Source organism: Rasiella sp. SM2506 (genome assembly GCF_050859505.1).
Classification (GTDB): domain Bacteria; phylum Bacteroidota; class Bacteroidia; order Flavobacteriales; family Flavobacteriaceae; genus Marinirhabdus.
Genome location: NZ_CP193934.1, coordinates 2,590,174 through 2,602,972, shown reverse-complemented (window position 1 = coordinate 2,602,972; position 12,799 = coordinate 2,590,174). Strand labels below are relative to the sequence as shown.

Sequence of the window (12,799 nt, the reverse complement as noted above, 5' to 3'; positions counted from 1 at the left end):
AGGTTTGTGTGAAGTTTAACAGCAAATGTTAAAAGATTAATAAGCTAACAAATTGGTTAATTCCTGCTTAAATCGCTTATTTGGAAGGTATTGCTCTTCCAAAGCAGCGGCAAACGGGATAGGGGTCTCCATACTAGCAACACGCTTAATAGGTGCATCTAGGTATTGAAAACATTCTTCTGAAACTACCGCAGAAATATCACTAGCCATACCACCAAACATACTATCTTCCTGAAGAATGATAAGCTTCCCTGTTTTTTTAACTGAAGCAAATATTGCCTCGGTGTCTAAAGGCGATAATGTTCTTAAATCCAGCAAATCTGCTGAAATAGTTGTCAATTCATCTAAGGTTTCCAAAGCCCAGTGTACACCAGCTCCGTATGTTACAATAGTAACATCTTTTCCTTCTCTTAATAAAGATGCTTTACCAATAGGTAGGGTGTAATAATTTGTAGGCACTTCTTGACGAATACTTCTATACAAGGCTTTATGTTCAAAGAATAGCACAGGGTTAGGATCTTCAATAGCAGTTGCCAGTAATCCTTTAGCATCGTATGGGAAAGCTGGATACACTACTTTTAATCCCGGGGTATGAGTAAACCATGCTTCATTGGTTTGACTGTGGAAAGGACCTGCACCAACTCCAGCACCACAAGGCATACGCACCACGACATCGGCTTTTTGACCCCAGCGATAGTGGCTTTTTGCCAGATAGTTAATAATAGGATTAAACCCTGAAGTTACAAAGTCTGCAAACTGCATTTCCATAATAGCTTTAAACCCATTAATAGAAAGACCCATGGCTGCCGATACGATTGCACTTTCGCATATTGGCGTATTACGGACACGTTCTTTACCAAATGCCTCTAAAAAGCCTTCAGTAATTTTAAAGACACCACCATATTCTGCAATGTCTTGTCCCATAATCACAGTGGTATCATGACGCTCCATAGACTGCTTTAAACCCTGGGAAATAGCATCAATTAATCTAAGCTCTTCAGTTTCTTTGTTTGCGCTAACTTCTTGATATGCATAAGGTTCAAACACATCATTTAACTCAATGCTTTTAGTAGATGTAATACCTTCTTCAGCAAAAGCGATATCAAGATTATCATTGATTTCTTTCTTAATTTCTTCTTTTAAAGTTTCAATTTTAGTTTCAGAAAGCAATCCTTCAGCTAGTAGATAATTTTCAAAATTCAGCAATGGGTCACGCTCTCCCCATTCGTCAATTAAGTCTTCTGGAACATACTTGGTACCACTTGCCTCTTCGTGACCACGCATTCTGAAAGTTTTAAACTCCAGCAACACAGGTCTTGGATGCTCACGCATATCCTCCACAAGCGATTTCACTTTGGTATACACTTCTAAAATATTATTTCCTTCAATAATATGGCTTTCCATACCGTAGCCTTTTCCACGATCTGCTAAGTTTTCGCAGTTATACTGTTCGCTGGTTGGTGTCGAAAGTCCATAGCCATTATTTTCTATGCAGAAAAGCACTGGCAATTGCCATACCGAAGCTACATTCAATGCTTCGTGAATATCTCCTTCGCTCGTTCCCCCTTCCCCAGTAAATACAGCGCACACTTGCTGGTTGTTTTTTAACTTGTTTCCCAATGCAATCCCATCTGCCACACCAAATTGAGGTCCCAAATGAGAGATCATACCCACAATTTTATATTCCTGTGTCCCAAAGTGGAAACTACGGTCGCGGCCTTTCGTAAAACCATTCGCTTTACCCTGCCATTGCGAAAACAAGCGGTGCAGTGGGATGTCGCGCCCTGTAAATACAGCAAGGTTACGATGCATTGGCAAAATATATTCATCCGGTTTTAACACCGTAGTAATTCCTACCGAAATTGCTTCCTGTCCAATCCCACTAAACCATTTGGAAACTTTTCCCTGGCGTAGTAAAATGAGCATTTTTTCTTCTATCAATCTGGGTTTCAGCATTTTTGAATACAACTCGAGGAGCGTTTTGTCTTCAATGCCTGTTCTATCGTATGTAAAATATATGGGGGTAGCCGTTTCAGGTTTCATGGGGTACTATTTATAAAGTCAAAAGTAAAAAAATTAAGCGGTAGAGCTATTGTAAGCTGTATTTATTTTGAACTAAAAATAAGCCGCTATTTTGGTATCTTTGTAGTATAAATTGACAATTATGAATAATATACCGAGTGTAGATTTAGCCGATTTCCTAAGTGACGATCCTAAACGAAAGCAAAAATTTGTAAATGAAATTGGTAGTGCCTATGAAGAAATTGGCTTTGTGTCCCTTAAGAATCATTTTTTGAGTGATGATTTGGTTGCTGAATTATATAAAGAGATTAAAGCATTTTTTGCGCTTCCTTTAGAAACTAAAGCCTCGTATGAAATTGAAGGATTGGGCGGACAACGTGGGTATGTTTCCTTCGGAAAAGAACATGCTAAAGGAAAAAAAGAAGGCGATTTAAAAGAATTCTGGCATTTTGGGCAAGAAGCAGATGCCGACGCAAAATTAACGGATGAATATCCAGCGAACGTTGAAGTAACCGAACTTCCAGATTTTAACAAAACTGGAATGGAAGCCTACCGAATGTTGGAAAAAACAGGAATCTTTGTATTGAGAGCGCTTGCTTTATATATTGGCGTAGACGAACATTATTTTGATCATTGGGCATCCAATGGAAACAGCATTCTACGTCCTATCCACTACCCTCCTATTACCGAAGAACCCAAAGGAGCTGTACGCGCTGGAGCACACGGAGATATTAATTTGATTACGCTGTTAATGGGAGCCTCTACAGGAGGTTTACAAGTATTACGTAAAGACGGCGAATGGATGGATGCCATCCCAAAGGAAGACGAATTGGTGATAAACGTAGGCGATATGCTGGAACGTCACACCAACAATAAACTACGCTCTACCATTCACCGCGTTGTGAATCCGCCAAAAGAGGAATGGGGAAATCCACGCTATTCTATACCCTTCTTTATGCACCCAAGAAGTGAGATGAAATTAAATTGTATGCCAGAATGTGTAGACCAGGAACATCCAAAAGCTTTTGAAGACATTACTGCAGGCGACTTTTTACACCAACGTCTGGTAGAAATTGGACTGATTAAAAAATAGATTTTAGTTCTTCGATACAATTTTGCGAATGTAATCATTGCAATTTGCTAGATGAATTTGAGCAAAACCACCTGCCTGCCAAGGAACGATAGGCAGACTTAGAAACCTAGAATACTGAATTACCTATTAACTTTTAGGAAAAGAACCACAAACCATAAACAATTAATCTTTGGACTTACAAGATCAACTTAAAAACTTATTCCCAGATCACGAACCTCAGGAAACACCAAAAACCGAGGAAGAATCTACTATATGGTTACAGGAAGATCCTCTGATTTGCAAATATGAAAAACGAAAAGGCAAGCCTATCACCATAATTGAAGGCTATACCGGAGCTCAAAGCGACTTTAAACAACTCGCCAAAGAACTAAAAACAATGCTAGGCGTGGGTGGAAGTTTTAAAAATGAGCAAATTATTATACAAGGAGATTACCGAAAGCAGATTATGGAATTCTTACAGGACAAAGGCTTTAAAACCAAACGTGTTGGAGGATAAAAAAATATAGAATTATCATTTTAGATTGATAATTTTGAGTGTCCCTTTGAGCGCCTGGCCTGTTTCAGAACGTGGGACTTTATGGAACTGATACCCGATTTATAAATAATTGAAACATTGAAGCAAAAACCTCTTCCGCCTAGCGAACTTATCTTAAACGAAGATGGCAGCATCTATCATCTACAATTAAAACCTGAAAATATAGCTACCACCATCATCACGGTAGGTGACCCAGACCGGGTGACCGATGTGACCAAACATTTTGACTCCATTGAGTTTACAGTACACAAACGCGAATTTAAAACACAAACGGGAAGTTACAAGGGAAAACGTTTCACGGTTGTTTCAACAGGAATTGGCACCGATAATATTGACATTGTCTTTAATGAGTTGGATGCTTTAGTAAATATAGATTTGAAGACGCAAACGATTAAAGAGAAATTTACGCAACTCAATTTTATACGTATTGGTACCTCAGGGGCTATACAACCTGACATCCCAATAGACAGTTATTTGGTTTCTGAAAAAGCAATAGGATTTGATAGTTTACTTCATTTCTACGCGAATACAGCTTTTTTGGACACAAATTTTTCTGAAGAACTTGTGAAACATACCCATTGGAGCCCACAAAAATCAGTTCCTTATGTGGTTTCGGGAGATGCCCTGTTACTAAATATATTTAAATCTGAAGAATTTCTGAAAGGAATTACAGCAACTAACGTCGGATTTTATGGACCACAAGGGCGAAAACTTCGGTTGGCTCTACAGGATGAAGGTTTAAATGAAAAGCTCGAAAGCTTTCGGTATAAGAATGAAATGATTACTAATTTAGAAATGGAAACGTCTGGTATGTATGGAATGGCTAAGCTATTAGGCCATCGTGCGGTTTCATTAAATGCAATTTTAGCCAATCGAACCACTGGAGAGTTCAGTAAAAAACCAAAGGAAAGCATACATCAATTGATTTTAACAACATTAGATTTACTTGTTCATGAAGAATTTTAAAATAGGCGGCGTGCCAGAGCATTTTAATTTGCCGTGGTATATCACGCTAAAAAACAAGGAATACCAAGAAGAAAATATCAACTTACGCTGGATAGACTACCACGGAGGTACGGGCCAGATGTGCAAAGCCTTACGAGATGGCGAAATTGACATGGCAGTAATCCTTACCGAAGGAATAATTCGCGATATCGTTAAAGGTAATCCGTCAAAAATTGTACAGGGTTTTATACAATCGCCTCTAATATGGGGAATTCATGTGGCTGAAAATTCGGGGTATCAAACCGTTTCAGACTTAAAAGGAACAGATTGTGCTATTAGCAGATTTGGTTCGGGTTCTCATTTAATGGCGTATGTAAATGCCGAAAACGAAGGTTGGAACATAGAAAAAGATATAAATTTTGAAGTAGTTAAAAGTCTCGACGGGGCGCTGGAAGAACTCCCAAAAGGTAACGGCGACTATTTTATGTGGGAAAAATTCACCACCAAACCCTATGTGGATAATGGTCCCTTTAGACGGGTGGGAGAATGTCCTACACCCTGGCCGTGTTTTGTGATTGCAGTGCGAGATGAGGTGCTGCAAGACGATGCGTTTAGTGTAAATGCTATACTGGAAATTATAAACAGAACAACTTCAGAATTTAAAGACATCCCTAGTATAGACCGAATGATTAGCAACCGCTACCATCAACAATTAGAAGACGTACAAGAATGGCTTTCTTTAACTGAATGGAGCCAGCAACAATTAACTTCTTCAGAAATAACAAGAGTTCAGCAAAAGTTGGTTCAATTAGAATTGATTGAAAAAGAAGTTCCCGTGGCGAGGATTCTTCGGTAAGGTACCGAGTACGCTCTTAAAAAAAATAGCTCAAATTCTCTTTAAAAGAATTTGAGCTATTTTTTTTTCTTACTACGCAACCTTTTTACAACTCGTACATCTTACTACTATAAAAGCAAGACTATGAGTATATTTTTCATCATTTTGGGGGCTTTGCTAGTAACTAATTTTCTTTTGTTACAATTTAGTTGCAACGCTACCGAACAGGAAACAGAAGAGTAGGAACACCTCACCTATTCATCTTTAAAAAACGTATCCAGATACGCAATTCTATTTTTTAACCATTCTAGCATATACGTTAGATGTTCTTCTTCGTGGCTTTTATCCCACGCTAGTTGATCTCTTTCGTATTTTTTTTCGTGCAACATTTCAATATAGGTGTCCTTAATACTCGCTACTAAAACTTCTTCGGCAAATGCGCTATTTCTTAAAGCGGCCCAACGTGTATTCATTTTAATTTTTAAGCTTGCATTATCCAGCATTCTATCAAATAGATGGTTACTTAAAATATCATCTGTTGTTGGGATTCTCTTTCCGGCCTGTATGGTTCCCATCACTCCATCCATATCCCAAGGCACAATAAAATAAGGTGTTTCAGCATCATACTTAGCCAAATATAAATTTTTTCCCAGGTTGTCTGTAGCTCTTATTAAATTGATAAATAGAAAGTAATCTACCAGATTATCAACCTTAAAATATTCTGGTAGTTGTTGTACAAATTCTACATCGCTACTTGTGGTTACAAATGTGATGGCTTTATGTAAATTGTCGTAATGTGCAGTATAATCTTCATACGGATATTCCATCTCCCATCCTGCCCAGGTAGGTAATGAGTTTTTAAAATCCGGAGCGCCTTTAAATGATGTGCCGGGATCGTAATACCCCGCTTTAAATAATTCTCCTCGCACTGTATCACCTTTTATTTTTTTCAGTTTTAACAAGCCTCGATTTATTTTTTCTGAAACCAAATAAACACCTCTGTACTCGTTATTCATAAAAAGATCTACATAAAATCCATCTACCGTAGCGCGTGCACTTTTCTCTTCGGAAATATAGTGCGGTGTGTGGATTTCTTTCCACAATTTTTGAGATGTGTATGCTCTTAATAGCAAGGGTTCATTATATAAACCGTCCAAAATTAGATCATCATCCTTCCGGAGATTTTTAAGTTTTATGTCTTTTTGACCCTTTGAAACTGAATCGGTATAAAACTCCACATTAAAAGATTTCTTTGGATACGTAAGCGACAAATTCCCTCTCAAATCCATCCCTACGACGCTCGTAAAGGTGGTGTCTGCATCAAAATAGCGGAAATGCCCCAATACTTTTGGTTGTTTCGTCAAGCTGTCATGAACCTGTATAGCAAGGATTGGCGATTTTGTAATAAACAAACTATACGCTTCCCCATTCTTTTCTACGGTATACCTTTCAGTATCTTTTAACCCCCTGGCGGGTGTTGAAAATGTATAGGTATCTTCTAGCTGAAGATCTGTTATCTCTTGGGTTACCACATCTTCAACATCAATATTTAGCACAATAATTTTCTTACTGTGATCTATTTGATAACTGTGCGCAGTTGGTATAAAAATGGGTGAATTTTGTCCGCAAGCAATAAGTGTGACACACAAGGTTGCTAATAGTGTAAGTTGTTTTGTAGCTTTCATGGCTTTTTTAAAATCAATTTTCATTCCGTTTACCAGTTAATGACTTGTTTATGGTTTTTTTTAAGGTATTCATTGGCTTTACTGAAATGTTTATTTCCAAACCAATAGCCTCTATTAGCGCTTAAGGGTGATGGATGACCACTTGTTAATACCAAATGTTTGGATGTGTCAATTTTAGCTCCCTTTTTCTTAGCATAACCACCCCAAAGCAAAAATACGATTCCTTTTCGTTCTTCTGATAGTTTTGAAATCACCGCATCTGTAAATTGTTCCCAGCCTTTCTTTTGATGGCTCCCGGCCTGATGTGCTCGCACAGTTAATGTCGCATTTAATAACAGCACTCCCTCATGTGCCCAGCGTTCCAGATTTCCAGAATTAGGGGGTGAAATTCCTAAATCCGATTTGACTTCCTTAAACATATTTTGCAACGAAGGCGGAATAGCAATCCCATCAGCCACCGAAAAACACAATCCATTTGCTTGTTTTGGTCCGTGATACGGATCCTGCCCTAAAATTACAACTTTTACGTCGTTAAATGGCGTATAATCAAAAGCTGAAAATAGTTGGTTTCCCGGAGGATAACACGTATGCGCTTCATATTCAGATTTTACATATTGAATAAGGTCTGAAAAATAAGGTTTTTCGAATTCTGAAGCCAAAACAGACTTCCAACTCTCTTCAATTTTTATATTCATTATGTGTACTTTTGTGTAAAATTACATACCCCAACGCTTTTTTTGAAGTGTTACATAAAAAAGTTTCTTACAACTATTCCCATTGCAAGGGAAACCTATGATAAAAATTGATAAAAAAACATTAGAGGACGTCGAGTTTCATACGGTATTGGAGCAGGTTTCAGAATTTTGCATTACCCATCCTGGAAATGAAAAGGTACGTGCTATTACACCTTTTAAGAATACCGAAGAGGTTTTACCCTCCTTACAACGCGTAAAAGAATTTACCGCTTCTTTTGGTAGTGACTCCCCTATTCCCAATCACGGCTTTGAACCTATTTTCAAGGAACTTCAGTTATTGGAGATTGAAAACAGTACGCTGGAAAGTTTCAGTTTTAGAAAAATCCTGGGACTTTCAGAAGCCACACAAACCTTGCTGAAATTCTTTAAGAAGTTTGAAGAGTTTTATATAGCCTTGCAGGATTTTTCAGAAGAAATAGAGTTCACGCCTGCTATTGCTGAAGAAATTAAGAAAATATTTAATAAGTATGGGGAAGTAAAAGATGAAGCTTCTTCAGAATTAGGGACCATTCGCCGCAGATTAACTATAGTGAAAGGACAAATTAACTCTTCATTTACAAAAGCGTTGAGTAAGTATTCGGGGTCAGACTATCTGGATGAAATTCGTGAAACCGTTGTGGACAATCGCCGTGTTTTGGCTGTAAAAGCGATGTATCGTAAAAAAATAAATGGCGCTGTTCTGGGACAATCAAAAACTGGAAGTCTGGTGTATATTGAGCCACAGGAAACGCTGGAATACGCCAACGAACTAAGCAATCTTTTTTATGAAGAAACCGAAGAAGTAAAACGTATTTTAAAGGCATTAACTGAATTTGTACGTCCCTACAATCATCACTTAGCCTCCTTTCAAGAATACCTCACACACATCGATACTATTTTTGCCAAAGCAAAGTATGCGGTGGCCATTAATGGTGTACTGCCATTACTTACCAAAGACAGGCAATTATCTTTAATAGATGCATATCATCCATTATTACTGGTTTCCAACAAAAAAAGAAAGGGAAAAACACATCCGCAAAGTATTGAATTATCTCACGACAAGAGGATTATAGTTATTTCGGGGCCTAATGCCGGAGGAAAAAGCATCACGCTTAAAACGGTAGGGTTGTTACAAATTATGCTTCAAAGCGGACTTTTAATCCCGGTAGCGCCACAAAGTGAAGTGTGTTTTTTTGACAGAATTTTGACAGATATTGGCGATAATCAAAGTATCGAAAATCATTTAAGTACTTACAGTTACAGACTGAAGAAGATGAACCATTTTTTTAGAAAATGTAATGAGAAAACACTATTTTTAATTGATGAATTTGGTACCGGAAGTGACCCCGAGTTGGGGGGCGCGCTGGCTGAAACATTTTTAGAAGTATTTTATGAACGTGAGGCTTTTGGAATTATTACCACGCATTACGCCAATTTAAAACTTCTGGCAAATGAGCTGCCCCATGCGGTGAATGCCAATATGCAGTTTGACAGTAAATCTCTGGCTCCTATTTACAAATTACAAATGGGAGAAGCAGGAAGTTCTTTTACGTTTGAAGTAGCTCAAAAAAATGGAATCCCGTATAGCTTAATTAACAAATCGAAGAAAAAGATTGAGCGAGGAAAGATTCGATTTGATAAAACCATTGCAAATCTTCAAAAAGAGCGATCTAAACTTCGGAAAACATCCGAGAGTTTAGAAACTTCAGCAGAAAAAGCCCGTGTAGAAAGTAAACAATTGGCCGAAGTAAATGCAAAAGTTCAGGAAAAGCTGGAAAGCTATCAGGAATTGTATGACTCCAATCAAAAACTAATTAGTTTAGGAAGAAAGTTTGATGGTTTGTCCGAAAAGTATTTCAACAACAAGCAAAAAAAGCAATTGCTAGAAGAGCTTTTTAAAATGGTATTGACTGAAAACAGCAAGCGTAAAAAGCTAGAACCCAAACAGAAAAAAGCTGTCAAGCAGAAAAAACACGAACTAAAACAAGAAGTAGAGCAAAAAGTTGCCGTAATTAGAAAAGAGAAGAAGAAAGAAAAAGAGGAAGCCAAAAAAGCACCCCCACCAAAACCAAAAGTAACCTTAAAAGTTGGCGACCGAGTACGCATGATAGATGGCCGGGCCATTGGTACCATTGACACCATTGAAAAGAATAAGGCTTTTGTAAATTATGGAATGTTTACTACAAACGTAAGTATGGAGGAACTTGAAAAAGTTTAGTCCCCCTCTGCCCATAGGCATCTCCCCCGAAAGGGGAGAAAAAAGATTTCTTTTTAATTGATACATTGAAGCAAATATTTAAAATTGTTTTTGGAATTTTGTTTTTGGAATTTAGGATTTCAACAACTATCACAAATAAATAAGAATTTAGTATTTTTAATAAAATGTCTACTTCGCAACATAAAATAATTTTATTTGACGGCGTTTGCAACCTCTGCGATAGTTCTGTTACGTTTGTAATTCAACGCGACAAAAAAGATCTATTCCGATTTGCAGCACTGCAAGAAGAACCCGGGAAAACGTTGTTGGAAAAATATAAGATTGATACTTCACAGACCGATTCTATCATCTTATTAGATGGTGATAAAGCCTACACAAAATCTACGGCAGCCTTAAAAATTGCAAAACATTTAGGAGGTGCCTACCCATTTCTTTATGGTTTTATGCTAATTCCAAATTTCATTAGAAATTGGGTGTATGATTATGTTGCAAAACATCGCTATAAATGGTACGGAAAAAAAGAAAGCTGTATGATTCCTACCCTGGAGTTGCGCAGTAAGTTTTTGTAGTTACTTCAAATTCTTCAAAATAAAATCCAACTTTTCATTTTGGTTGTTATTACGCTCAAATGCAAAATTAGTATAGGTATTCCCTGCTGCCAGCCCTTCTTCTTGCCATTTTTTTACAATAGATGTATGTTCTAACGAAACTTTTCCCGTTAACAAGGGATTTAGACTTTCCTTGTTAAAAAAATAATCATACACCTTTTTTAAACCTGTGAGATACATATAATCTTTGGTAAAACCTCCGCCACGATGCGCACGTAAAGTGATATTATAAGCTTCCTCCCTGTTGAGTTTGTATTGGTTGTGTAACAAATCAAATGTATCGCAAAAGCTGAAACCTTTGCGTAAACTATCGGCTGCCATGACACGGTATGCCAATTCTTTAAGCCTGTGCAACGTAAGACAACCACTCATATATTCACTAAAAACTGCCAGGCCTTCCTGGGTTTCTACATTGTTTGGAAAGCCATTATGAAAGATTTTTAAGGACTGACTCAAACCATTAAATGTAGTTACCATATGAACACCAATCTCGTGATTTGCTAAGACTTTTAACTGGTTCGCACTAAACCTATGATTTTTTTTAAGAATAAGCGTTTGGGTGTTGTTCTGTACCATCGCTGCTGCCGAAATTTTAGTGGACAGCTTCACATTGAACTTAAAATTGTACCGTTTATTAAATTCGTCAAAATAATTCGCAGCTTCATCTACACTAAACACAGGAAACATCTCGCTATCGTATTCTTCATCTTTGAAATGAAGAATAAATCTGGCATTTTCAACATCTTTATCTGTAGGTGTTCCGAAAGATTTTAATGCATTGTAATAAAATTTTTGGCCTTTACCAATGGTTTCAATGCACTGGATAACACCAGAATAATCGTAAATAACATCCCTGTAAAAATTTCGGCTTACATCATCTTTAATAGCATCTATATCCTGAGTAAAGAGTTGTTGCTGAAGAGTATGCGCGTTAAAATCTATTTTTCGGTATTTAAAATTCGGATTTACATTGTACTTAGATGCAAAAAAATTACGCTTCTCGGCTTCAATATTAATTGGGTTTATATAGTTAAGCAATTCGATTTTTTGAACGAGTTTGTTCAAATTAAAATCGATTTTAAAAAGATTAGGGTGTTGTTGTATAATTTCTTCGGCAATTGCCATAGTTAATTTTTGTAGGTCTTGTAGAATTGGTCTGCGTGAGTTTTTATGGTATGCTGAAGTTGTTGTTCTATAGCGTGTACTACTTCAGGATAGATTATCTGCCGCAATTCGTCACAATAAATTTTCTTGAATTCGGTCGCCAAAACTAAGGTATTTTTGAAGTTTTGCGTAGTATATTTTAAAAAATAACCATTTCCCTGAAAGGTGTCGTTAATTTTTGAAGTAGATTCCAAGTCATTTGGCAGCTCTAATTCTGAAAGCAATTGCCGCCAATCTTCAACACAAGCACCAAAGCGTTCATTGTCAATATTTGAAGTTCCCAGATTAATTACCGGCACTTCTCTATCCCAGCGCCTCCAGTTGTAGCTATGCATATCGTACACCACAACCGCTCCAAACTTTTCCTCCAGCTTCTGTAATAATGTGTGTAAAACCCTGTAAAAAGCAGCATGTTTATCCAAGCTTTTTTTTTGTTGAACAGCATTTAGAGGTTGCTTCCAAAGTTTTTTGCCCCAGGCATCTTCATAAATTGCATTTTCCGGATCTCGGTTTAGGTCATACTCAAACCTACTATCGCATCCTGCAATAACAATGGGATGTGTCTTTACAAATGCTTTGGTACAAGGATCTTCTTCAAACCAGCGTTCGTACTCAGTATGTAAACAATTTTCCCACAGTTCTTTACGAAACTGATGCCCATCGTGTACGGCACCACAGAGATATGGAACATATTTATCAATCTTTAAGGTAAATGAATAGTCTTTAACGACAGCTTCAAAAGTTTCTTCTGCTGAAATTTTAGCGATTATTTCTGAAATGGAGAGGCGTTGCATTTTGTGAATTGGTGAATTGGTTAAATTGGGTAAATTGTAAACTAGTTTTGACTTTAAATTTAGGTTCAATTCAGAATCATACGTATTTTCAGTTCCATTATTCACATTCAAATATGAATACTAATGAATTCTATTTAGAATATTTTTTTCATCATAATTAATCTTC

At 37.2% G+C, this 12,799-nt stretch carries 11 protein-coding genes; 6 read left to right on the top strand and 5 right to left on the bottom strand.

Annotated features, from left to right (window positions below):
* Positions 1-36: 36 nt before the first annotated feature.
* The gene (locus ACQ2HF_RS11790; RefSeq protein WP_432410618.1) at positions 37-2,043 is read right to left on the bottom strand and encodes an alpha-ketoacid dehydrogenase subunit alpha/beta; all 2,007 of its coding nucleotides are present in this window, start codon (positions 2,041-2,043) and stop codon (positions 37-39) included.
* Positions 2,044-2,164: 121 nt separating this feature from the next.
* Here ACQ2HF_RS11790 and ACQ2HF_RS11785 point away from each other — a divergent pair, with 121 nt between their 5' ends.
* From ACQ2HF_RS11785 to ACQ2HF_RS11770, 4 genes are all read left to right on the top strand, one after another.
* Complete coding sequence (locus ACQ2HF_RS11785) at positions 2,165-3,115, top strand: isopenicillin N synthase family dioxygenase (RefSeq protein WP_432410617.1); 951 nt, start codon at positions 2,165-2,167, stop codon at positions 3,113-3,115.
* A 169-nt stretch (positions 3,116-3,284) separates the two neighbouring features.
* Positions 3,285-3,611, top strand: coding sequence for a translation initiation factor (locus tag ACQ2HF_RS11780; RefSeq protein ID WP_432410616.1), 327 nt, complete (start codon positions 3,285-3,287; stop codon positions 3,609-3,611).
* A gap of 117 nt (positions 3,612-3,728) precedes the next feature.
* Entirely contained in the window at positions 3,729-4,616 is an 888-nt protein-coding gene (locus tag ACQ2HF_RS11775; protein ID WP_432410615.1) for a nucleoside phosphorylase, read from the top strand.
* A complete protein-coding gene (locus tag ACQ2HF_RS11770) occupies positions 4,603-5,451 on the top strand; it encodes a substrate-binding domain-containing protein (protein ID WP_432410614.1) in 849 nt (282 codons plus the stop codon). The genes ACQ2HF_RS11775 and ACQ2HF_RS11770 overlap by 14 nt, the downstream gene beginning before the upstream one ends.
* Positions 5,452-5,684: 233 nt before the next feature.
* Here ACQ2HF_RS11770 and ACQ2HF_RS11765 read toward each other — a convergent pair whose 3' ends face one another.
* Both ACQ2HF_RS11765 and ung read right to left on the bottom strand, forming a co-directional pair.
* Positions 5,685-7,139, bottom strand: a complete 1,455-nt coding sequence (locus ACQ2HF_RS11765) for a CotH kinase family protein (RefSeq protein WP_432410613.1) — start codon at positions 7,137-7,139, stop codon at positions 5,685-5,687.
* Positions 7,140-7,144: 5 nt separating this feature from the next.
* Positions 7,145-7,810 (bottom strand): uracil-DNA glycosylase, encoded by a 666-nt coding sequence (ung, locus tag ACQ2HF_RS11760; RefSeq protein ID WP_432410612.1) that lies wholly within the window; start codon positions 7,808-7,810, stop codon positions 7,145-7,147.
* 97 nt (positions 7,811-7,907) lie between these two features.
* On the opposite strand from ung, the gene ACQ2HF_RS11755 reads away from it, so the two are divergent.
* Positions 7,908-10,067, top strand: coding sequence for an endonuclease MutS2 (locus ACQ2HF_RS11755; protein WP_432410611.1), 2,160 nt, complete (start codon positions 7,908-7,910; stop codon positions 10,065-10,067).
* Positions 10,068-10,231: 164 nt separating this feature from the next.
* Positions 10,232-10,636 (top strand): thiol-disulfide oxidoreductase DCC family protein, encoded by a 405-nt coding sequence (locus tag ACQ2HF_RS11750; protein WP_432410610.1) that lies wholly within the window; start codon positions 10,232-10,234, stop codon positions 10,634-10,636.
* On the opposite strand, the gene ACQ2HF_RS11745 is transcribed toward ACQ2HF_RS11750, so the two are convergent.
* Together ACQ2HF_RS11745 and ACQ2HF_RS11740 are read right to left on the bottom strand one after the other, a co-directional pair.
* The gene (locus tag ACQ2HF_RS11745; RefSeq protein ID WP_432410609.1) at positions 10,637-11,800 is read right to left on the bottom strand and encodes a flavohemoglobin expression-modulating QEGLA motif protein; all 1,164 of its coding nucleotides are present in this window, start codon (positions 11,798-11,800) and stop codon (positions 10,637-10,639) included.
* A 2-nt stretch (positions 11,801-11,802) separates the two neighbouring features.
* Positions 11,803-12,633, bottom strand: coding sequence for an N-formylglutamate amidohydrolase (locus ACQ2HF_RS11740; RefSeq protein WP_432410608.1), 831 nt, complete (start codon positions 12,631-12,633; stop codon positions 11,803-11,805).
* Positions 12,634-12,799 lie beyond the last annotated feature (166 nt).

What these genes read in the sequence shown, in the direction of transcription:
- ACQ2HF_RS11790 (WP_432410618.1), bottom strand. Translation starts at nt 2,043, where the DNA reads ATGAAACCTGAAACGGCTACCCCCATATATTTTACATACGATAGAACA.
- ACQ2HF_RS11785 (WP_432410617.1), top strand. Translation starts at nt 2,165, where the DNA reads ATGAATAATATACCGAGTGTAGATTTAGCCGATTTCCTAAGTGACGAT.
- ACQ2HF_RS11770 (WP_432410614.1), top strand. Translation starts at nt 4,603, where the DNA reads ATGAAGAATTTTAAAATAGGCGGCGTGCCAGAGCATTTTAATTTGCCG.
- ACQ2HF_RS11765 (WP_432410613.1), bottom strand. Translation starts at nt 7,139, where the DNA reads ATGAAAATTGATTTTAAAAAAGCCATGAAAGCTACAAAACAACTTACA.
- ung (WP_432410612.1), bottom strand. Translation starts at nt 7,810, where the DNA reads ATGAATATAAAAATTGAAGAGAGTTGGAAGTCTGTTTTGGCTTCAGAA.
- ACQ2HF_RS11755 (WP_432410611.1), top strand. Translation starts at nt 7,908, where the DNA reads ATGATAAAAATTGATAAAAAAACATTAGAGGACGTCGAGTTTCATACG.
- ACQ2HF_RS11750 (WP_432410610.1), top strand. Translation starts at nt 10,232, where the DNA reads ATGTCTACTTCGCAACATAAAATAATTTTATTTGACGGCGTTTGCAAC.
- ACQ2HF_RS11745 (WP_432410609.1), bottom strand. Translation starts at nt 11,800, where the DNA reads ATGGCAATTGCCGAAGAAATTATACAACAACACCCTAATCTTTTTAAA.
- ACQ2HF_RS11740 (WP_432410608.1), bottom strand. Translation starts at nt 12,633, where the DNA reads ATGCAACGCCTCTCCATTTCAGAAATAATCGCTAAAATTTCAGCAGAA.